The sequence below is a fragment of the Gillisia sp. Hel_I_29 genome, from assembly GCF_000744275.1.
Classification (GTDB): Bacteria; Bacteroidota; Bacteroidia; order Flavobacteriales; family Flavobacteriaceae; genus Gillisia.
This window is the reverse complement of record NZ_JQLP01000005.1, coordinates 1,108,515-1,130,985: the sequence shown is the minus strand read 5'-3', so window position 1 is coordinate 1,130,985 and position 22,471 is coordinate 1,108,515. Positions and strand designations below refer to the sequence as shown.

At 32.4% G+C, this 22,471-nt stretch carries 24 protein-coding genes; 14 read left to right on the top strand and 10 right to left on the bottom strand.

The features are described 5' to 3' along the window. Positions 1 to 7 precede the first annotated feature (7 nt). The 7 genes from P163_RS10205 to P163_RS10175 form a co-directional block, all read right to left on the bottom strand. Positions 8 to 607 carry a hypothetical protein gene (locus P163_RS10205; RefSeq protein WP_034890477.1) on the bottom strand — a complete coding sequence of 200 codons (600 nt, stop codon included), beginning with the start codon at positions 605 to 607 and terminating at the stop codon, positions 8 to 10. Positions 608 to 613: 6 nt separating this feature from the next. Beyond that, entirely contained in the window at positions 614 to 1,009 is a 396-nt protein-coding gene (locus tag P163_RS10200) for a hypothetical protein (protein ID WP_034890474.1), read from the bottom strand. 400 nt (positions 1,010 to 1,409) lie between these two features. Next, complete coding sequence (locus tag P163_RS10195) at positions 1,410 to 1,820, bottom strand: plasmid mobilization protein (protein ID WP_034890471.1); 411 nt, start codon at positions 1,818 to 1,820, stop codon at positions 1,410 to 1,412. Between the two features lie 634 nt (positions 1,821 to 2,454). Further along, positions 2,455 to 3,402: a replication initiation protein gene (locus tag P163_RS10190; protein ID WP_034890468.1), complete on the bottom strand. Its 948-nt coding sequence runs from the start codon at positions 3,400 to 3,402 to the stop codon at positions 2,455 to 2,457. Positions 3,403 to 3,459: 57 nt separating this feature from the next. Continuing rightward, on the bottom strand, positions 3,460 to 3,744 hold the full coding sequence (locus tag P163_RS10185) for an excisionase family DNA-binding protein (RefSeq protein ID WP_034890463.1): 285 nt from the start codon (positions 3,742 to 3,744) through the stop codon (positions 3,460 to 3,462). A 90-nt stretch (positions 3,745 to 3,834) separates the two neighbouring features. Next, entirely contained in the window at positions 3,835 to 4,701 is an 867-nt protein-coding gene (locus P163_RS10180; RefSeq protein ID WP_034890460.1) for a hypothetical protein, read from the bottom strand. 22 nt (positions 4,702 to 4,723) lie between these two features. Then, entirely contained in the window at positions 4,724 to 5,989 is a 1,266-nt protein-coding gene (locus tag P163_RS10175) for a site-specific integrase (RefSeq protein ID WP_034890457.1), read from the bottom strand. A 662-nt stretch (positions 5,990 to 6,651) separates the two neighbouring features. Between P163_RS10175 and P163_RS18595 the strand changes: the two genes are divergently transcribed. Further along, entirely contained in the window at positions 6,652 to 7,008 is a 357-nt protein-coding gene (locus tag P163_RS18595; RefSeq protein ID WP_051931219.1) for a phage integrase SAM-like domain-containing protein, read from the top strand. Between the two features lie 6 nt (positions 7,009 to 7,014). After that, positions 7,015 to 7,506 carry a site-specific integrase gene (locus P163_RS18590; RefSeq protein WP_051931218.1) on the top strand — a complete coding sequence of 164 codons (492 nt, stop codon included), beginning with the start codon at positions 7,015 to 7,017 and terminating at the stop codon, positions 7,504 to 7,506. 154 nt (positions 7,507 to 7,660) lie between these two features. Here P163_RS18590 and P163_RS10165 read toward each other — a convergent pair whose 3' ends face one another. Continuing rightward, positions 7,661 to 8,674 (bottom strand): alpha/beta hydrolase, encoded by a 1,014-nt coding sequence (locus tag P163_RS10165; protein WP_081891325.1) that lies wholly within the window; start codon positions 8,672 to 8,674, stop codon positions 7,661 to 7,663. Positions 8,675 to 9,166: 492 nt separating this feature from the next. Here P163_RS10165 and P163_RS18585 point away from each other — a divergent pair, with 492 nt between their 5' ends. The 12 genes from P163_RS18585 (at position 9,167) to P163_RS10105 (ending at position 21,317) form a co-directional block, all read left to right on the top strand. Continuing rightward, entirely contained in the window at positions 9,167 to 9,595 is a 429-nt protein-coding gene (locus P163_RS18585) for a site-specific integrase (RefSeq protein ID WP_410503404.1), read from the top strand. A gap of 343 nt (positions 9,596 to 9,938) precedes the next feature. Further along, a complete protein-coding gene (locus P163_RS10155) occupies positions 9,939 to 10,301 on the top strand; it encodes a BfmA/BtgA family mobilization protein (RefSeq protein ID WP_034894260.1) in 363 nt (120 codons plus the stop codon). A 726-nt stretch (positions 10,302 to 11,027) separates the two neighbouring features. Beyond that, positions 11,028 to 11,519 (top strand): YqiA/YcfP family alpha/beta fold hydrolase, encoded by a 492-nt coding sequence (locus P163_RS10150; protein ID WP_034890452.1) that lies wholly within the window; start codon positions 11,028 to 11,030, stop codon positions 11,517 to 11,519. A 9-nt stretch (positions 11,520 to 11,528) separates the two neighbouring features. Continuing rightward, a complete protein-coding gene (locus P163_RS10145) occupies positions 11,529 to 12,422 on the top strand; it encodes a helix-turn-helix transcriptional regulator (protein WP_034890449.1) in 894 nt (297 codons plus the stop codon). A 335-nt stretch (positions 12,423 to 12,757) separates the two neighbouring features. Beyond that, the gene (locus P163_RS10140) at positions 12,758 to 13,498 is read left to right on the top strand and encodes a hypothetical protein (protein WP_156100686.1); all 741 of its coding nucleotides are present in this window, start codon (positions 12,758 to 12,760) and stop codon (positions 13,496 to 13,498) included. A 34-nt stretch (positions 13,499 to 13,532) separates the two neighbouring features. After that, positions 13,533 to 13,742, top strand: a complete 210-nt coding sequence (locus P163_RS10135; RefSeq protein WP_034890427.1) for a DUF6140 family protein — start codon at positions 13,533 to 13,535, stop codon at positions 13,740 to 13,742. Between the two features lie 48 nt (positions 13,743 to 13,790). Continuing rightward, a complete protein-coding gene (locus P163_RS10130; RefSeq protein WP_034890424.1) occupies positions 13,791 to 16,088 on the top strand; it encodes a dynamin family protein in 2,298 nt (765 codons plus the stop codon). Then, complete coding sequence (locus P163_RS10125; protein WP_034890421.1) at positions 16,051 to 16,473, top strand: hypothetical protein; 423 nt, start codon at positions 16,051 to 16,053, stop codon at positions 16,471 to 16,473. Before P163_RS10130 ends, P163_RS10125 begins: the two co-directional genes overlap by 38 nt. Beyond that, the gene (locus P163_RS10120; RefSeq protein ID WP_051931214.1) at positions 16,473 to 19,547 is read left to right on the top strand and encodes an ATP-binding protein; all 3,075 of its coding nucleotides are present in this window, start codon (positions 16,473 to 16,475) and stop codon (positions 19,545 to 19,547) included. Before P163_RS10125 ends, P163_RS10120 begins: the two co-directional genes overlap by 1 nt. A 2-nt stretch (positions 19,548 to 19,549) precedes the next feature. Beyond that, positions 19,550 to 20,113 (top strand): hypothetical protein, encoded by a 564-nt coding sequence (locus P163_RS10115; protein ID WP_034890418.1) that lies wholly within the window; start codon positions 19,550 to 19,552, stop codon positions 20,111 to 20,113. Positions 20,114 to 20,128: 15 nt separating this feature from the next. Next, complete coding sequence (locus P163_RS10110) at positions 20,129 to 20,575, top strand: hypothetical protein (protein ID WP_156100685.1); 447 nt, start codon at positions 20,129 to 20,131, stop codon at positions 20,573 to 20,575. Between the two features lie 52 nt (positions 20,576 to 20,627). Continuing rightward, the gene (locus P163_RS10105; protein ID WP_156100684.1) at positions 20,628 to 21,317 is read left to right on the top strand and encodes a hypothetical protein; all 690 of its coding nucleotides are present in this window, start codon (positions 20,628 to 20,630) and stop codon (positions 21,315 to 21,317) included. Between the two features lie 35 nt (positions 21,318 to 21,352). Here P163_RS10105 and P163_RS10100 read toward each other — a convergent pair whose 3' ends face one another. Beyond that, positions 21,353 to 22,081, bottom strand: a complete 729-nt coding sequence (locus P163_RS10100) for a M48 family metallopeptidase (protein ID WP_034890412.1) — start codon at positions 22,079 to 22,081, stop codon at positions 21,353 to 21,355. Next, positions 22,071 to 22,469 carry a hypothetical protein gene (locus tag P163_RS18580; protein ID WP_231556187.1) on the bottom strand — a complete coding sequence of 133 codons (399 nt, stop codon included), beginning with the start codon at positions 22,467 to 22,469 and terminating at the stop codon, positions 22,071 to 22,073. The genes P163_RS10100 and P163_RS18580 overlap by 11 nt, the downstream gene beginning before the upstream one ends. Between the last annotated feature and the right edge of the window lie 2 nt (positions 22,470 to 22,471).

The following is a 22,471-nucleotide window of genomic DNA, read 5'->3' as shown; positions in this document are numbered from 1 at the left end:
TTAAAATTTACTTTCTCTTTCGCCTTACTTTCCCGTTTTCTATTATCCCCACTACCTCAGAACCATCTTTTGACATAACAAAATCGTCTGTTCTTTCCTGGCGTGTTTGTAATCTTGGATTAAAAAACGAAAAAGTGGTTTCTGCTTTCTTTACAAGGAGTTCATTTTCATCCCTATCTTCATATTTAGCCAATGATATAGATTTTTGTTTATCTACCTCTTTTAGCGCAGCCTGGGCCTTTTCAAGACCTCTTTGATTCATTTCACCAATAGACTTGTTGGCTGCTATATTAGCAAGGTTATCAATATTGGAATTATCCAATGATTTGTTTTCTTTCATTGCGCTATCGATATTCGATTGAAAATTGTCTATCGATTTTTGAGCTTTTTCTATTTCTGCTTGATACCTTTCTTTCAAAATACTAATGCTGTCTGCCACTGTAACATCAGTAATTTCTATTTGCGAAACTTCAATCTTTAAATCGGTTTTAACTCCTTTAGCATCTTCTTGCAAGAAGTTGACAATTGCCTGTTTTTGAGCATCTATATTTTGTTGGCTGTTACAAGCCATCATAGTAATAAGTAAAAATGGAAAAACTTTCTTCATGATATTTTATTTAGGTTGGTCAATAAGATCTTTCTTGATAAGAGCCGTAATATATTTCGCTTCTGAAGTTTCTAGATTTGAAGCATAGAGCTTCTCTAAAACGCTGTTTAAATTAATATCTTCTTTGTACTCTTTTGGGATAGGATTGGGGTATTCGAGTATGTTGTTTTTAAGATCAAAATTGAAAGTGGATTGACCTTTACCATTTGCAGTGTCTTCAAAGTCCCATATACCATCGAGGTAAAACTTTTGTATTATTTTTTTTACCTGGGTATATTCATATTCGTTTAAACCAGAGAATAAAATATTTTCAGCAATTTTTGGCTCGTCGTGGTACTTGGCAAGAGTTTTTAATATTTCGACTTCTTCAAAACTGTAATTTAGATGTGCTAACTGGTTCATAGGTTCATTTTAAAGATTAGGTCAGCCTTTGATCGTGAAGTCCAAGCACAAAAAAAGCGTGGAACTGCAACATGTCGGTACCAGAGGTATCGCCAGACACCCATCCACCAAACAAGAGCAGCCCACGCCGAAACGTGGGCGCCTTGCTTTGATTGAGGTGGATATAAAAAACTGGCGATTTCCTAGTACCAAAATCAAAAGCTAAACGCTTAAGAATTTTATTTTATAAAAAATATATTTTTTATTTTATAGTTTTTGTTTTTTATAATCTCTTTTTTATAATTTATTATTTATTCTAATTACTATAAAAGCTACTTTAATTTTTCAAGGGTACAAAATAACTTAGACAAACAAAGATAGAAAATCCGTGCAGTTATTCATTGGAGAATATTTGAGACAATTATCTTAGTTTTTTTAATTCAAAATGCATAACCCTATTTAGTTCAGTCATTAGTACTACAAGATCGTAAAATAATTGGTTAAATTCCAAAACTGCCTTTTCATCAGTCTTTCCTTCTTTTTTCAAATAATTAATATAGTTTGTTACCTGGTTAATATTGTTCCCTACCTTATTGACTGCCCCGGTATAATTGAAAAAGTGTTGAATTAAAGGTCTAGGATTGAATACTGATCCTTTTGTGTCCATCACCTTTTTTCGGGCATATGTAGATGTATTTAGTCCAGCTTCCTGTGCTTTTGTTTTCAATTCAATTAATTCCGCTTCAGATAATCTGAATTCAAATCGCTTTTTTAAGAATTTTTTTTCAATGCTTTTTTTATAAAGTTTTTTTCTTTTTTTCTTTTCTTCCATTCTTATTTATTTACGAGTTGCGAGTGTGTTTTTCTCCTGCTCCGCTGGCAAGTCTGTAATCGATCGTGAAAATTTATAAAATTTGTACGGACGAGTACACATCTTGCAGACCATTTTCCGGAATTTAACATTTAAGTTTACAGGAAATCTCCAAATTTAAAAACAACTATTTCCGTTTTTTTCCTCCATTGCAAACCTAAAATGAACCTATGTTTTTCTGGCTTCTGAAAATAAAATGAATGCCTCCTGAAATCATAACTAATTTATGCTTGGACGAGGGTTCCGTTCCTGGTTTTCACGAAATATTCGATCTAAAAATCTCAACCATCAATTTTCACTTTCAATCTTTTCTCATTATTTAAAGTCTTCAAATACCTGAAAAAACTATTTTATTTTTCTTTTCAAAAGCATTTTTTTAATATTCTTCTATAACCTTGTAAATAATTGTAGGTTAACCTTATTGTAGCAGTCTCTCAGCCCCTGTATTTACAGACCTTAACAGATCTAAATCACACAAAATGACGAAGTTTTAAAAGTGAAATCACACAAATTGACGAAGTTAATCACACAAATTGACGAAGTTCTAAGGATATATCACACATAACTTTTTTTATGTGTGATTTGATGACTTTCCTTATATCGCTTTTAATTCTTTCAAAATTACTGTGTTCAGCAAATTGGTAATATCTCGTTTTTCTTTCTTACCAGTTGCTAGATCATCGTCCAATCTACCGAACCTTTTGTACGCCGTATATAATTCATCCGCATTAGCTATAGAATCGCTATAAACAAGAGCCTTATCATCTAAATATCGTGGGAAATATTGATTAAGAAAATTATACACATATGAGTAATGTTCACTTCTTACTGGTCGATTATTATTTCCAATCTCGAGACTTCTATGAAATTTAAACGAAATTGTAGTATAAGTTCTCCCAGTTTTTCTGAGAGAATAGCTAAAATAAACATCTGACAACTTTTCAAGTTCATCTTTGGAATCCTCCAAAACTCGCTCTCTCAAGTGAGATATTTGCTTATATTTATTCTCTATAGACATTAATTTTTTAAAATCTTCAATAGAACAATTGTAACCTCCTTTATCAATCCACCTACAGCAAAGTTCATACAAACGTTTGGAATACAAAGAGGTTAGACTTATAGCGATAGTTTTCTGAAAAATAGTATACCCTCCCCCAATATAACAGAAAAATTTACTGGCTTGTGAAGGAATAATAAATGAAATCGAATCAGAGTTCTGAACATGTGTAAGACCACTTACCAAAGAGGTTACATTCTCCTGAACTAAATAAGGTTTATTGCCATTTGGAATGTTTAGCTCAAATTCTACTTGCTTACTACCCAAAGATTTTACTGCTGATTTAATTCTTTTATAATTCCGATTTTTATCTAATGTTTTCAACTTTGCCGTAACTTTCTCTTCAACGAAATGATCATTCAAGTCCATTTTCATTGATTTTTGAAGCTTATCCAAGATAGTGTAGATTATATTTTTCTCCAGCCTAGACAATGTAAATCTCGCTGTGAAAATATGATTTGGTTGTTTAATAAAATTATCCTTCATTCCCTGAAATCAATTACTAGTGCAGATAAAAACCTAGAGTTATAAAACACTAGGTTTTCACCTTTTGTATTTAATTGATTTCACTTCAGATAAGGCTTTCTGAAATTCTTCTTCTGATATAAAGATCCTACGTCCAATTCTTTCCGCTTTAACTTTACCATCAGCAATCCAGTTTCTAACGGTTAGCTCTGCTACTCCGCAATTCTGAGCTAGTTCCTTTATAGAATGTTTTTTCGGTTTACGATTGGCCGCTTGAAGATTATTGATTTTATCCTCCAATCGTTGGAAAGCATTGAAGAGATCTTCCCGAGTGATTCCGTGTACTTGAGTTATTTTTTCCATTACCTTGATTTTTAAATTCAAGGCTAAATTGTAAAAGAATTATAGGTAATCTATAGGTAAGGGGTTACGGAAAGGGGTTACGATTTTTAATTAATATAATTCGTTGTGGTAATAATTAAGTTCAAGTACAGAAACTGCCTGAGGAAAACCCCTTATCAGTCTTTGTTTTACAGATTCGTAATCGTTAATAGTATACTTACCGTGCTTAGGGTCTGCAATTCCCTTCTTTGCCATTTGAATCTTTTGAAGTTTCTGATAGAAAGTATTAGGAGAAATAGCTTTACCATCTGGCTTAATCCAGGTTTGAACTAGATCAGGTATATCTTTCTTGCTCCTGATATACTTCTTTGGATCTATATCGACTAATACTGAGTGATATATAACCGCTTCCCAAACAGTATTGAATATTTGAGAGTCTTTATCAGTATATATTACCGGTACGTTTTCCTTATTTCGTATTCTTTCAGTTGTTTCGTTTATAATTGCATCTACCCGTCTCTTTTTTTCTTCCAAACATTCATAGATTGTAACAACATTTTCTAGTTCTTTTATTTCTTCCAGAATATCTATACCCAAACCAAAATCTGGTTGAGTTTTTATAAAGCTCTCATACATTGAAGCTGCAAAATTTGTTTCCTGTTCTTTATTTTCAGGATCGATTGTCTCATTATACAACTTTGCTTTTGCAATTATTTTATCTTTCGAAGATCGGAAGCTCGTGATAGCAATCTTATAGTAGGATTTATGCCTAATGTAAGCCAGTTGAATGTCTTGCATGTACTCGTGAACCATCTCAGCCAAATGTTCATTATTAATAGAATGTACTCGCAATGAATTTAGCTCACCCTTAAATTCAAACATTCCCAAATTACTTCCTTTTTTCTTACCTATTGCAATTATTCTTCTAATCTCTATACGGTCTAATTGTAGACCAGTACTATTTTCAGAGTTATCCATAAACTTTTATTTTAGCGCCGAGTTAATCAACTTTCTTCAAGGAATTAAATTTAATATCGAATGTAGAAGTTACTGCCTCTTTTTTTGCTTCATCATCAACCTGGTAATACTGATTTAAGGTTTTCAGGTCTTTGTGGCCGGTAATTTTGGAAATAAGCTTATCGCTTTTTCCCTCGCGCTTAAGCATTGTGATAAAAGTACGTCTTGCTGTATGTGTACTTACGCGCTTATAAAATGGCAATGTCTGTCGATCAACATTCTTCCCTCTAGTTACATTCTTTTCAACGTCCCAGGTGTAACCTGCCTCCTCAAAAATATCCTTGATATAGTCATTTTGACGTTGGTTGGTTATCAGTGGAAGATTATAATTGTATTTTTTTAGTATATATTCTGCTAAATCATTCAATGGAATTGTTCTAGCTTCCTTTTCTGCACCTTTTTCCTCTTTAAGGTGTAAGTTGCCATCAATAATATTATTCCTTGACACAAGGCCTAATTCACCGAATCTTAAACCTGTAACGCATGAAAAAACGAAAACATCCCGGACACGTTCTAGATATTTTTGTTTTGGTTCAAATTCGTGATCCATCAACTTCTGCAGATCGGACTTTTTAAGTGCTATTTGTTGAGTTACAACTTTAGAAATTTTCTTTATTTTTTTAAATTCTTCATTGTACGTGTAACCATTTTCCAAGGCCCAATGCATAAAGGTTTTGAATAGTCCTAAATTTCTGGAATAGGTATTGTTTACGTGCCCTTTCGTCTCAATGCAGTAATAGGTGAATTCAGAATGGAACCTACTGTTAATGGCATTGAAATTCAACTTATAACCTGTTTCAGCTTGGAAAGACTTCAATAGATTTTGAATATTGTTATACCTCTTCTCAGTTGATTTCTTCCACTCCTGATTTTTTTTCTTCTGATCCATAAAGATCTCGAAGGCATCAAAGAAAATATTCTTTCCGGTAGGGGATTTTTTAAACTCTTCATCAAAAGCAGTTTTTAAAACTTGGGAAGTAAAATCCTCTTGCATTTCTATACATCGGGAACGCGTGTTCTTAAAACAACTTTCATATCTGCCTAACTGTGTTTTTATAGAGCCCCGATTGATTGCTTTATTCTTCCCACGCATTACAGGCATTTTATTCTTCTGATCCCAATGAGTAGGTGCAATTTTTTCTCCGGTAGAATAAACGAATTTCCTACCTTCCTCTTTAAAGTGACAAGAGAAATAAATTAAGGATTCGCCAGTAGTTTTAGCTTCCTTGAGATAAAAAGTTGAAGTCATATAAATACACTTTTGAAAGAGGTGACAATAAAGGTGACAAAATAGGTGACAATTTTACCTATATTTACTTTCAAAAGTAAGTTATAATAAGTAATAAAACAAGATGTCAATAAAGGTTTTACCCACTTATTTGCATAGGATAAATAAACTGAATTATAGTATATTCAATAGCCTCCGACTCCACTTTTTACTTACCAAATGGTATCAAAAACCCCGGAATCCTAGGATTTACGGGGTTTTTCATTTTTTAGAATATCGTTTAATATCAAATAATAGCACATATCTGGTGTGCAATTTGGCGACCAATTTTTACTTCAAAAATTGAACACCGGAAAGCCTAAAATACACTGAATACCAATTCTTTACAAAGTATTAAAGTTTTAAATCGTAAGTACTTTTTTAGTACTTTAAATGGGAATTTTAAAGCCAAAAAAACAAGCGCTCAGACATTAGTATAAGCCGAAAAGTTGGTCTTAGAAAGTGGAGTTCTAAATCTGAGAAAGCTCTGGGAAAAAGTCTGGAAGCGATTGAATTAAATAATTATATCACTGTTCTCAGGAATAAGATCAAGAATATACACCAGCAACTAATAGAAAGGGATATGTATTACCTTAAAAAATATTCTTGACGATTTTAAAGGCGAAAATAAACCTAAGCTTAAAATGACCCTAGAGGTCTTTAAAGAGCATAATGAACAAATTGATCGTCTTTCCGGTAAAAGCATATATAAAAGCACCGCGAAGCGATACTGGACCTGTTGTAATTATGTGGAACAATTCATAAACGAAGAATATAAGGCCAAGGATTATCCAATGAATGATATCAACCATCACTTCATCTCTAAATTCGAGTATTTTCTAAAGACGAAACGAAAGTGCAATCATAACTCCGCCTTGAAATACGTGAATAATTTTAAAAAGAAAATTCGCATTGGCCTAGCCAACCAGTGGATGGATCGAGATCCATTCTACAATTTCAAAGTCAAGTTTGATGCTGTAGAAAGAGAATATTTAAATTAAGAAGAAGTGCGGATACTAGTTGATAAAGAGCTGTATCTGGATCGACTTAAGATCGTGAGAGATATGTTTGTGTTTAGCTGCAAGACCGGACTGGCATATTCTGACGTAAAAAAACTGAGCAGTGCAGATATCACTAAGGGTATTGATGGAAGCAAATGGATTCGAATAAAAGAAAAAAAAACCAAATCCCTAAGTAGTATTCCAATCCCACCCCTTGCAGAGGAGATTTTAGATCGATATAAAGACCACCCTAAAGTAAAAGATGGGAAATATGTATTACCTGTATTAAGTAACCAGAAATCAAATGCATTTTTAAAAGAAATCGCTGTCCTTTGCGGAATTACCAAACCCCACACAGCTCATTTGGCCCGACATACTTTTGTCACAACCATCACGCTGACAAATAGCGTGCCTATAAAATCTGTGAGCAAAATATTGGGACACAAGGATCTTAGAACCACCCAACTTTATGCTAAGATCGTAGATCGTAGATCGTAAAATAAGTGATGATATGCAGACACTGAAAGGAAAATTAGATGGTAAGGAAAAAGCAAGATTAAAACAAAATTTAGAAAATATATAAAATTCAAAAAGTTCAGTCCATGGGGTACCACTTCTCTTTTTCTCGCTGTATATTAAAATAGAGTCATCATTAATTTAAATATTTCTGAGATTCAGTCCTTATTTCCTTATATAAATCTTCTCTGTCCTTTTCATTGAAAGGTCCTGGTATACTATGAATCATCCCTTTCATTTCCTTATGGATGATAGGGACATTTGCGTTTTTAAGTTTTTCTGCAAAATTTTTCCCTGTATCTTTTAATGGATCAAACTCACTAGTAACAATATATGAAGGTGGCATATTAGATAAGTTATCCGAATAAAATGGAAAAGCCAAGGGGTTTGTCAGGTCAGCAGTATTTGGCAAATAACTTTGCAACCCATACTTCATCTCGGGTTCCTGTAAATAATAACCTATTTTAAAATTTTGATAGGCAGTTGTTTCTAAAGGTGAATAGATCGCAGGACATTCCAAAATTTGATATTTAATATTGGCTAAATTCTCTTCTTTTGCTTTTATAGACACTAAGGATGCAAAGGTTGCACCGGCACTTTCACCTGCAACGATTATTTTTTTTGGGTTTCCTCCCCAATTTTCAATATTTGAAATGGTCCATAAAAAAGTTGCATAACAATCATTGTTAGGAATTGGGAAAGGGTATTCAGGGGCAACCCTATAATCAACTGATACTACAATCCCATTATATAATCGGGCCAATCTTGTGGCATAAGATACAGATAGATTAGTCCAAGGTAATACAAATGCGCCTCCGTGATAATAAATTACCACAGGACTATTCTTGTCAAAATTCTTAGACTTAAAAATATATGTTGTGAGACTATCACTTGTTATTTTCAGTGTATCTACACTTAAACCTTCCAAATTAATAGGCATTTGATCTATCAAATGGCTTCTTTCTATTACAGTCATCTTTTTTAGCCTATAAGCTATTTCTGACACACTATCATTAACAGTCATTTTTAAAAACACAGCCTGTCCCCAGTTCAAACGTCCATGCGGAGTAAATGTAAGATAGTAGACATAACCAAAAATGCCAAAGAGGCCAAAAAGGACTATTAGTAAAAGGTATTTAGTTATTTTCATTATATTTTTTCGTGAATCAGGTTATTATTGAGATAAAAATTAATTTTAAAGTCAAGATTTCTGCTGTAAATGTTTGTCAGCGTTTCTCAACAACATCTAGTATGAATACAGCTTTTTAAATTATACACAAGCAATTAAGTAAGAGATTTTACTATTATGTTACATGATGAATGAAAAGTATATCTTAAATCCTGTTCTTAAACACCTATAGACCACGTTTCTATTTAACTCCAATATGTGGCTCAAGAAAATTATTCACATCACCTTAGCCAACATAGGGATTGTCAGCTTCCATCCTTTTTTAACTAAAAGGGTAATAAGGAAACTATAGAATACCAGTTATTTAAACAATAAAAGTTCCAAAACAAATACACACGAATCTTCAACTTTACCGCGTTGAAACTGGTCAGGGATATGTTTGTTTTCAGCTTCTACACTAGTAAAGCTTATTCTGAATTGAAAAAGTTAAGTAAAGCTTATATTACCTAAGAAATTGATGGTAGCAAATGGATTTGTATCAAGAGAACCAAAACCAAATCACTTAGTAGCATTCCTCTCCTACCAGTTGCAGAGGAGATTTTAGATCGATATAAAGACCACCCTGAAGTTAAAGATGGAAAATATGTATTACCTGTATTGAGTAACCAGAAATCAAATGCATTTTTAAAGGAAATCGCTGCCCTTTGCGATATTACCAAACCACTTACCACTCATTTGGCCCGGCATACTTTTGCCACAACCATCACGCTGACAAATTGTGTGCCTATAGAATCTGTGAGCAAAATGTTGGGACACAAGGATCTTAGAACCACCCAACATTATGTTAAGATCGTAGATCGTAAAATAAGCGATGATATGCAGACATTGAGGGAAAAGCTGGAAGCCAAGACCAAAAATGAGAATAAATCAAAAGAGAATTAATATTAATCTTGAAACTAATAGAGACCGTATTAAAAAAACAAATCAATATATTCTTTTCGTTATCTTTAGGTAGATTTTATGAATACTGCATTAAATAAAGAAAGTATTCACAAAAAAAGTACTCTTTTATTAAGCTGAAAGCGAAGGAAAATGAGTAGCAAGAGGATAACACGCTACGCGATGTTAGGTCATTCTCATTTTCTCATAAATTATTGATTTACCGTGTTTTGCAACCTTATTTCAAAGTTTGTAAATCCATCCAAAAGTTGATATATACCATAAACGGTTGGCAGGTCCTATAAACAGTACACGCAATTATCCTAATCTCAAAAAAATTAGTGCCATGAGTAAGAATTTCTCCCGAATTAATTTTCATTCCGAAACGGTAGAACGCTTTAAAAAATACGCCATAGAAAATGATGTGAATTATACTGAATCCATGGAAGCGATGCTGGACTTTTTTGAAAAGAATTATATTTCTCCCTTTAAACCATTCCCGCTAACTAATAATAGATTACTTCATATTTTCAATAAAAGAATGGATGCGCTGGAAGTACTATTACGAAAAATGGAAAAAGACTCTTTGGAGCCTACACTCAAGATTCTTTTAAATCTTATCAAAATTGCTGATCCAATAAACAAAAATGTTTATCGTGAGAAAAGAGCTTATGCAGAGGATGATACCCATCCCGATTTTTATAAATAAATCAAAGTTCTGCATCTTTTTAATCTTCATAGATTTAAGCTTCAAATAACAGCACATATGCGCCCTCTGCTGTTTTTACTTAACGCTCATCTTCCCGAACGCTATAAAAACAGCACAGGAACCACGCGCAGATTAGTTCTGGTTAATTTAGGAGCATTGTATTCCCAACTCTTCTGGTGAGATCTTACTCTTCTTTGTTTTCGAAAATAAATGTCTTTCATGACTTCACTCATAAAATAATCATTGATCATATAGAGAAATCATTTTCATGTAAACCTCTTATCAAACACTATTTTTCACGTCGAGTAACTAATGTCGGTTATTTTTTCAAAGCAGCTTTGGTTTTGTTATATAGTGTAAAATTTTTATTACGTTTCTGACAAAATTCACTTTTTAATTATGGAATAATTTTAAATGAAATAATTTTTGATTAATTCTAATGCCGACATATTTTGTCGCCTCAATTGGCTTAATTTGTTTTATTGAATTCAACACCGATGAGTAGATCGAAAAGGAAAACACCAATCACAGGAAATTGTTTGGTATCTTCAGAAAAGGAGGATAAGCTAAAAGCGAATAGTAAATTAAGACGCGTAGTCAAAAAAAGTTTTTCAGATACTCAAATCGAATAACCTCAACTTAAAGAGATTTACAAGAAATGGAATTGGCCTAAAGACGAAAAATCTTATCGAAGTGATCTTCTCAACAGCTATTAACTAAATAATTATGAACATACTCTATTTACACGGACTTCATAGCAGATTGAGTCCAGAAAAAAGACAAGTACTTGAAAATTTCGGGGAAGTTTATGCTCCCGATATTGATTATAGCATTAAGCACATACAACCGAAATTAATATTGGAAAAGCTAAAAGATGTTGAGATTAATGTGATCATTGGAAGTAGCATGGGTGCCTTAAACTCCTATATTATTTCAGAAAGTATTGGAAGGCCATGTTTACTGTTTAATCCACCACTAGCTAAATATGAAGACAACTACCCTATTAATCCTACTTACACTAAAGGTAATTTTTATAAGCAGTTTGTTTTAGGAGGTATTGATGATGTGGTAGATCCTAAGGAGACCTTAGCATTTTTGACCAACTGTCTGGATAAAGAAGAAATAGACCTCCATATAGATCCTCAGTTAGGGCATAGAATTCCTTTGGAGTTATTCAAAACACAAACTACTATTTTCTTTTCTAAACTCTGTTATTAAAATCTCATTATGTCTGTACGCCAAACGATAAAAAGATATACCAAGATCATTTCGCTTTTAAGAAGAAGACCCATGAGTTTTCAAGAAATTCAGGATGAAATGTTAAACGATCCTGATGCAATAGAAGAGAAACTACAAACCTCTCAACGTACCTTACAAAGAGATATCAAAGCAATTGCTTCTATTTATGAAATTGAAATCGAATCAGATCCTTCCAGCTATAAGTATTACATCAAAGATGATATTGAAGATATACAAACGAGAAGACTTCGAGAAAACTTTGAGATCGTTAACGCTATTAAAATGTCAAAAGGCTTTGGGAATATATTAATTTTCGAAAACCGTAGACATCTGGGAACAGAGCATATGGCAGGCTTGATACATGGCATTCAAAATAACCTATTTATTGAATTTAACTATCACAAATTTTGGGATGGATCACATAGCAGTAGAAAGGTAAAACCACTTTCATTAAAAGAAGCTAGAAATCGTTGGTATCTAATAGCTTTAGATGAGAAGGATGGTGCAATCAAAAACTTTTCTTTAGATCGTATACAGAATCTCAATATCACGCAACTAAGGTTTAAACCCGTCACCTATAATGCTCATAAAGAGTTTAAAGAAAGTTTCGGTATTATCAATGGAACTGATGAAAAAGCAGTTGAAGTGATACTATCCTTTACGTTACAACAAGGAAGATATATAAAATCTCTACCACTTCACGATAGCCAAAAAATCATTCTGGAAAATAATGAGGAAATTAGATTCAGCTATTTTATAAAACCTACCTATGATTTTAGAATGGAGCTTCTTTCTTATGGAGATCAGGTAAAGGTTTTGGAGCCACTCAGTCTCAAAAAAATGATCAAAGAACAACTAAAGAATTCTTTAAAGAATTATTAGCTGACATATCTTGAAGTTAGACTAATTTAATTTCGTTTTATAACCATTGGAGCTCAATTCTTAGCTTAATTAGTAGGGTATTTAATTTAAGATAGGCTTCGATGGTTTTTTATAATATTGAAAATTTGCAGTTGTGATACGGGAAACCGTTATTCCTGTAATAATTTATATGGTACTTTTAAAAACTTTTCAGTCCCTACCTAAATTCATAATTTCTAAGGCTAACCCCAGTGTAAATATAATAGGAGAACAAACAAAATTTTAAACGATAACATTGAATTTCTATACGTTTACTAAATGACAAAGCATCGCTTTAACATAAAATTTAGATTTACATGAGTTGCAATTATAATGACCCTGAATTCATTCAAAATCTTTCGCTTTCTAACCTCCTTATGACAGAACTTTTAGCTGCTTACTCTTCTATATCTGAAGAAATTAAATCATATCACTTCTCGATACTTCAAGAATGTAAAAAGAATTCTCGCATTAAGGAATTATATAAAGGTTGTCAAATCCTTTTCAGTCCTTTGCTCGAAAGGCCAGAATTCCTATTGATCGGTTTCAACCCTGGGGGAGGCTACCATAAATGGCATGGGATAATTGTTGAACAATTTGAACCCATACCTGCATTAGAATATTATCTCAATAAACACAGTTTAGGAGAACAAACGAAAAGCCTTTTTACTATGGCAGGAAAAGAAGATAAATTACGCAACTCAACAGTTAAAATCAATTTCTATCCTTGGGCTACTCATAATCTAGCAGACTTTAATGAACTCATGAGATTATTGCCAAAAAATTTAAGTTCCCAGATGTTTGAATGTGGAAGAGTGTGGACTAAGAAATTGATTGAATTCATTGAACCCAAAACCATTATTTGTGAAGGTTTTATGGCTTTTGATGAAGTTCAAGTTTTGTTTTCTAAAAAATACAAGCAAGAAAAATCAGACTCTTATAGATCGTTCTTGATAGGCCAAGAAACACTTGTTCTTGGGTATAAGAGAAATCAAGGGAGTATTATTGGGAAGGAAGAAATAATAGAAGCATTTAATACAATTACACCAACTGAATAAAGTGAAGAATAACTTTAATAAGTAATTTAAAAATATGGCAACATTTGAAATTAAAACCAAACATTCAATGAATGTTAAAGGAGAATATATAGATGGAGGACTTTCTGTACAAATAAGTTCAATGTTTGCAAATCCGATGGATGAAAAAGAGAAAGTTCACAATACATTTATGAGAGTAAATGGTCTGGATTTAAATACGGAAGGATATTTAAATCTTGGATATTTAAAGTTTAAAAAAAATTAATTTAAAGCTATTCTTAAAAAGAAATAATAGAAAACGAAATTATAAATAATGAATATAGAGATAAATTATAATACAATTTCATTTGAATCTCAGATCAATTGTAGTGACAAAACGATACAAAATAATTTAGAACAAACCATTGAAGACATAAAGAATAAGAGAATTACAGATTGGTTTGGAACCTTCATTAATAGGCTTAAAGAAGAGAGCAATAATGATCCTTTTTCGATTGAAATAAACGGTTGCGATTTATATGAAAAAGTTTTAATTGATTCCATTTTAGATAGACAAAATGGTTTAATCGATCAAAAGAAAATTAATGTAATAGATGATAAATGGGTTAACCGTAATTATAATAATATTGATGCATTTTTAAATTTTGCATTGAATTCCAATGAGGAGATTGTAAAGAAAGCTATTAAACCTAATGTCGAAAATATTAAAACTCTAAGAAGTAATAAAGTTGAAGTTCCTGTTATAGCAACTATGAGTTCAGGAAAGTCAACACTTTTAAACGCACTTATTGGTCAAGATTTTTTATTCGAGGATACAGGAGCTGCAACAGCTACAACCTGTAATATCAAAATCAATAACAAATTAGAAAAATTTATAGCTCAAGCAATTGATAAAGAAACAATACTTGAAGAATCACAGTCTGACATTAGCGCCTTTTTAAGTAAGTGGAACTCTAACGCCAATAAAAATAATTTTTCAAATTTAAAGTTGAATTTAGAAGGGCCAGTTAAAAACTTAAATTCATCGAGTTTAGAATTAAATTTTATTGACACTCCCGGTCCGAATAGTGCGCAATATTCTAATCATACTAAAAAAACCTTCACGTATCTAAAGGATAATCAACAACTCCCTATTGTTTTATATGTTTTGGATCCGGAAAAAATGGATTCAAAAGATGATGATAACACATTAAGGGAAATTAGTGATGTTTTAAAGAGTAACAAACAAAATTTAGACAGAATTATCTTTATCTATAACAAAGTTGACAGGGAAGAGCTGGACAAAAAAGCATTTAGTGAAATCTCACCAAAAATAAAGCAGTTCTTAGGGAGATATAATATTGAAAATCCAAAGGTTTTTCCATTAAGTGCAAAGTATGCTAAACTTGCCCAGTTAAACAGTAATTTATCAAGAAATGAAAAGAATAAATTAAATGTTTATAGAAATGATTTTATTCCTGAACCTCAAGAAAAATATCTAGGTTATCAACTTTTGGAATACACACCTATATCTATAAATCAAAAACAACAATTACAAGAAAAAATATTAAAAAGTGAACTAGATGCAGATCTTGTCTATTCTGGTTTAGCTTCCATTAAATTATATATAGAGGATTACATTACAAATCATCATCAAAAAAAACAATATAAAGATTTGATGAGTGTTGCTCAAAATGTATCAAACGTAATTGAAAACAAAATTCTTTTAGAAAAACATCGACTAGAGGAAAAAACGCTGGAGGAACAAAAAAAAAATGAAGAGAGAACTAAAAAAGAAATAGAAAAGTTAAATAACAAAAGAACAGAGGCTTTAAAAGAGATTAATAAGATAGTACTTGAAAAAGAATTTATTAATGAAACTGGTAAGAAAGTAGACAAAATGTTCGCTAGGTTAAAAGCAGAATCCGGAAAACAGGAGCTTAATCCTCTTCAAGCAAAAGAATTAGTTGATGAAGCTAACAAAACTATTATAAACTTAAGAGTTAGTATAGAAACGGATCTAATTTCAAAAATGAATGATGAGGGGGAGGGTTATTTATTAAAGTTGAAAAACGAGGTAGTTAATAAATTTAAATTGGATGAACCGATCTTAGAAACTAAGACATTCAATGCAGAACTTTTAAATAAAATTAATGTATTAAGTTTTGATGAAATTGATAATTATAAAATTGTAAAAACAGAAAAAAAAATACGTGAGAAAGTGAAAGAAGTTACAAGCACTTCATGGTATAAAAGAATTTTTGGAATTACAGATACTGTAACTTATAATGTAACTTATAAGGAAAGAACAGAGGTAATTGATGGGGGTAAGTTTTATAACGAGGTAATTAATCCATTAAGTAAACATTTCAGAAAAATAGTTCAAGATAGTAAAGATGAGTTTGATAAAATGTTTAGAGCTTATAATGATTCTTTCAAAAATTTGGTTTATCACTCTTTCGAAGAAACTATAAACAGTGTATTTCAAAAATCAGAAAGAGTTCTCGTCTTAACCATTGAAGCAAAAAATTACCAATTACAAAAATTTGATAAGATCACAAATGAGATCTCAATATTAAAAACACCTGAATCAAATGAGAAAATACACAGAAAACCAGCCATTACTTACTAGTATTGAAGCGAATGACCAAGACGAAATAAAAAGAATTTTAATAGACAATCTATTTTTTTTACAGGGAGATCGCAATGAAATTAATAAAGCAGTTGAAGATGCAATTAATAAGAGTGATTTTGAATTCGAAGAACATTGCGAACTTGCAGTTACAGATAAAAATAATAAGGAGGATTATTTTACTGACGAAAAATGGAACATGGATGAGAACTATTCAAGGAAACGATACAATCTTTTGATTGAATTATACAACGAAGTTTACGTAAATCAGAAATATGATTATAAATCAAATGATACTTCTAAAAATGACGATGTCTTGAAGAAGATAATTATAGGAGGAGCAGTCATAATTACGGGTTATTTAATTTATAAAGTTTTAAGTTAATGAATAAGGAGTTGATAGAGAATCCCGAAAAAAAATCCCCTGTAAATAATTTGAGCGATATAAAATTTGATTTACAAAAGCAATATTTACAGCAAACAGACCTAAGTATTCTTCCATTTTCCGAATTAGATAACGAGATATTGTTATCTACAGTATCTAAAGAACAGATTAGAGGTAAAATCCGATTTTTCAAGTTGCAGAAATTTGTTTATGAAAAAGATGTAAAAATTACAGATAAATTAAAATCCGTATTTACAACAGTTCATTCTATTAATAGCTCTTTGGTTTTTAAAATTGTTTCGAATGGTACGGAATGTAATTTGTATTTCGGTGTTAAAGCGGGTGAAAGGGTAAATGAAAAATCGAAAGTTTTAAAAGGGGCTTTAGAAGGCAACTTTCCAGGTACACAATTTACAAACAAGAACGAAAGTATTAGCAATGAAGATGTAATCAATATCAATGAGAGGATATTTGATAATTGTAAGGAAGTTACTGCTGTTGTTGGTATTCCTTCCTTAAAAGACAAAGATGAGGATCAGTTTATTCAAGGAATTGAAAATCTAATTTTAGGAATGAATGGCAAATCTTTTTCAGCTTTTTTTATTGCTGATCCCATTGCAACCAGCCAAGTAGAATTAACTTTAGATGCCTACGAACAATTATACAGTGTCTTATCTAGTGATAAAGAATTTGTGACCACAGATGGTACAAATAATTCTATATCAGATTCTTTGAGTATGTCAAAGAGTAATTCAACTTCCCATTCTAGCAGTAAAACATTTGGAACTAGTGAAACAACAACTACAAATTCGTCACCTTGGATCGGCAGAAAAATGATGAGCGGATTTTTTGGGACTGGATCAAAAAACGCTGATTATTTTTCAAAAAAAATTGAAAACGGTTTTGGAAATTTTCTTGAAGTTGCTCCTAACGTCATCGGTACAGGTATTGGGGGATATGTCGGCGGAACCGGCGGGGCCCTAATTGGAAGTGAGTGGGGTAAACGAAAAGGCAAAAGGCTCAAAGAGAATTTAGATCTAAAAACTAAAGGAGAAGGCAATAAGGCTAAAGGGTCAAACGAATCCAAATCGGTTACTACCTCAGAAACTCAGGGTGATTCAGAAACCAATACTACAAGTAATTCTTCAGGAAATTCAACATCTCGGCAAATAACATTTACAAATAAAAAAGTTTCAAACTTTTTAGATCAATTAGATCTCCAAATTAAACGTTTGCAGCAAGGGAAAGGAGTGGGATTCTGGAATGTAGGTACCTATTTCATTTCAGATGAAGAACAAAATAGCATCATTGCAGCGAATATTTATAATGGAGTAACTAAAGGTGCTGAATCTTGTTTTGAAACTGCAGCAATAAAAACATTTAATTCTATTAATAGTAAAGAAAAGAATAAAGTAGTTGATTACTTACAGCGATATGAAATCCCGAAAATAAAGGATTTCGGCGATTTAGCTCAAGCTATTACCACAGATGAATTGACTGTTCAAATGAATTTACCTCATAAATCTGTTGTAGGGTTAGATGTGGTGGAAATAGTACCCTTTGGAAACAACCCTAAAAAGGAGGTTGAAAATAATATTAAGTTAGGTAAATTATATAATTATGAGCAAACACTTTATAACGATGTTTTATTAGATATTAATAAACTTACCAGTCATATTTTTGTTACGGGAAGTACCGGATCTGGAAAATCTAATGTTACTTATAATTTAATAGAAAAGCTTTGCGATAAAGGCATTAGCTTTCTTGTAATAGAACCAGCTAAAGGAGAGTATAAAGAAGAGTTTGGTGGGAGAGACAATGTTTCGGTTTATGGAACAAATTCTTCTGAAACAGATCTTTTAAGAATTAACCCTTTTGCTTTTCCAACAAACATCCACATATATGAGCACATAGATCGTTTTATTGAAATTTTAAATTCGTGCTGGCCAATGGAGGCTGCAATGCCAAACCTTCTGAAAGAAGCAGTTGAAGATTCTTATATTTCTAAAGGCTGGTTACTAGATGAATCTAGATGTGTTACTCAAAATATTCAATTTCCAATATTTTCAGATTTATTAATATCATTGGAAAATGTGATTAATAAAAGTAAGTTCTCCGCTGAAATTAAAAGCAATTATGAAGGTGCCTTGGTCTCCCGTGTCCGAAGTATGACAAATGGATTAAATAAATTAATTTTTTCTGATAACTATATTTCGGATGAAGATTTATTTGACAAAAATGTTATAGTGGATCTATCCCGTGTCGCTTCTTCTGAAGGAAAGGCTCTATTTATGGGTCTTATATTTATGAAATTAAATGAATATCGAATTGCTACCAAATCACAAAGCAATAGTGATTTAAAACACATAACAATCATCGAGGAGGCGCATAATTTACTTAAGAGAACATCTTCAGAACAGTCAGCAGACAGTTCAAATTTAGCCGGAAAATCAGTAGAGATGATATCTAATGCCATCGCCGAAATGCGCACCTACGGTGAAGGCTTCATAATCGCAGACCAAGCACCTGGGCTATTGGATTTGTCGGTTATTCGAAATACTAATACAAAAATCTGCTTAAGATTACCAGATTTCGAGGATAGAAAATTAGTTGGGAACGCAATGAATCTTACTGAAGATCAAATAAAGGAATTGGCAAGTCTTGAAACGGGAGTAGCAGCAATCTACCAAAATGATTGGCAAGAAGCAATTCTATGCAAATTTGACAAGTTTGAATCTAAGAATGAGAAATTTAAACATACCGCGCTTTCAAGCAAAAAGTATAATGTAGAAAAGGTTCTAAATATTATTAAAAAATTTGAAGGGACTAAAAAAATCACAAATAAAGAAGCAGATTTTGTAAACGAAACAATTTGTTTAGACTTCATATTAAAACAAAATATAGATAAGTCCAAAAGCTTGAATTTGATTAAAAATGATTTTTTAAAAATCATTAAGAATATGACTAATATCGATAGTACTGAAGATGCGCAGTTAATTTTAAAATATATTGTAAATCTTTTAAATAAAAAAGAATACCCAAGCAAGCTAACCCAATTAACAAAAAAACTTTAATTATGGCATTAGAAGCAGTAATAAATACATTAAAAGAGGCTGGAGAAAAAATAGCGAAAGACGGAATTAAAAAAGGTGTAGAAGGCTTAAAAGAAGGCCAAGGTTTTAAGGAAGCTTTAAAAGGCAGTTTTGATACTGCTAAAGAAACAGCTTTTAGTGAGTTAGATAAAATTTTATCTACAGAGAATCAAACCAAGGTCAATGATGCAACCCAAAAAGTTGATGGTATTCAAGATAAACTAGAGCGTGAACCCGAAAAAGTTGAAGCAAATCCCTCTGAGGAAATCAAAGGAATAAACGAGGTTACAGAAAATGTTAATGATGTTGCAAAAGATATAAAGGAAGACAAAACTCAAGAATTAACAGAAAATGCTGATCCCAGCTATCTTTCCGAAATAAAAAATAATTTACAAGAGTTCAAAGAAGTATTAAAAGAGGTTCAAGAAGTACAAGAAAAATTAAAAGAATTAGGAGTGAATCCAGATATGCTTTCCATGCTAAATGCTGAAGCGATGGAGATTGATGAGATGGAGGATTTGGAAGAAGAAGGTGAAGGTACCGAATAATTGAATTTAAATTCTATGCACAACCCAATACGTCCCTACCACCGCGCCGAAAAAGATTTGTTATTCACAAATGTAAAGACACAAATGCATCAAAAAGCACTAGAAAGAGGTGGAGATGGAAAAGCATTATATATCGATTGCTACACAGGAAAAACTTTACGTGGTGGTGATCGTTATGATTATGAGCACATTCGATCTTCGGAAGCAATCTTTATGGCATATCGTGATCAGTTTACGAATCATGAAATTGCAGAAGTAGTAAATTGTCCAGAAAATGTAGATGTTACTTTACGAACCATCAATCAATCTAAAGGAAAGATGAGATTGGAGGATTGGTTATCTAACAGCATGAATATCACCAATCACAATATAGACATAGACCTAGCAAAGAAGGCTGTTTTCTCCGCAGATAACGGTATTGAACGAAAAGTCCAAGAAATTTTATCAAAAAGATTTAAATAGATTTGAAATCACAATTCAAATTAATAACTATAATCAACCAAATCTTTATTTAATGAAACAATTTTTACTTACAGTATTTCTATTGGCATCTCTAAGCGTAGTATCTCAAAATCACCTTGAAGCGATCACATATGAAGAGACCCAGACTTCAGACATTTTTAGAAATATAAAAAACCGCACAACTGTTTCCACTTACACCTCTGCGGATGGCAGTGAATTGAAAGTGGGTGATACCCTAATAATAGGAACACCTTCTGGTAGCACTACCAATACAACTGCGGCAGGCGCAGCAAACACATTTGGCGTAGCTAAAGCCAGATCAAAAACGGCAAGTTCTTTTTCTAATATAATCATGGGTGAACCAGCAGGATTCGGAAATGTGATGAATGCACTAAGTGGAGAAGGTCCATCAAACGCTGGGCAGGATATGCAAGGTGAAGTGGTTTTAATTTCTGAAATTTCGCTGTTCCATAAAGGAAGTAAGAAAAAACCTCTTGCAGTTCAGATTTTGCTAGGAGAACCTAACGGACGAGCGTTTGGAATCAACAAATACATGTCTGTAACAGATTATGAAAAAGCAGTTTTGGCAGGTGAAATTAAAAGCACTAATTCTCCACTAACACGTGATGAAGCGATAGCTAAACTAAAAGAATCAAAGGAATTGCTAGATCTTGGTATCATAGAGGAAGAAGAATATGAAGAATTAAAGTCTGAATTGACGCCCATCATTACAGGTAAATAAGTTTCCAATAAAAAAGCCCGCTGTAGCGGGCTTTTTTAATAAACCCAATCATTATGAGCAACGGGAAGACTATTTAGTTCATCACGATAAAGCCTCCATTTTGGCATAAAAAGATCCATATACTGTATAAAACGTTCATTGTGATTACGCTCAAGAAGGTGGGTGAGTTCGTGGACGATTATGTATTCCAGACAAATTGTTGGTTTTTTTGCAAGTTCAAGATTGAGCCAAATACGCTTTTCTTCAATATTACATGTCCCCCATTTTGTTCGCATTTGTTTAACTCCCCAGTCGTTAGTTTTTACCCCTATGCGTTGTTCCCATTTTGTCAACAGATTGGGTATTTCTGCTTTGAGTTTTTTACGATACCATTCTTTAATAACTTTTGCTTTTTCAGCCCGACTAGCATCAGGCTTTACTTCCAGAATCAACTCTTTGGTTCCGTTTAAGTTCACACGTGCAGTTCCTGTTTGCGGTATTACTTTTAATAAATAGCGCTTGCCCTTTACATAATGGCTTTCACCACCTAAAAACTCGCGTTCAGATTCTCTAGGCTGACTTTTGAAATTCTCGACGTGTTTTTTGATCCAGCCTAATTTAGAAATCGCAAAAAGGCGCAGTACCTCATCATCGGTAGATTTGGGTGCTGATAAGCGGATTCTTCCGGTAGGGAGATATACCGCTAAATGCATGTTTTTGATATCTTTTCTAATGACATCAATTTCAATATTAGCGATGGTTATTTTTTCCTTTTCAGTAGTCACATTGTGCTTTTATAATATCCATTAACGCATCAGTCTTTTCATCATCCTTCAATATGTTCTGAACAGCTATTCGTAGTTTTCGTTCCTTTATACCTCCATCACGCCACCCATCTAACTTGGTTGCTTTTATAATATTATCTAAAGCCAAGGCTAAAATCTCGTTAGCATCCAGATTATCGTACAAAGCACGCTTTGCCGCCGAATCTAGAGATTCCGGATATTCGTTGGTTTTTTGCGGTGCTGATACTAATTCAGCTAATTCCTTTATTCTTTTTAAATATTCCTGATATTCAAGTGTATCATTTTTTCGTTGCGCAATGATCTCATCAAGAAGTCGAGACATTTTCTCGTAATACCTGGGGTTAGCCTGAGTTTCTTCAATGATCACTT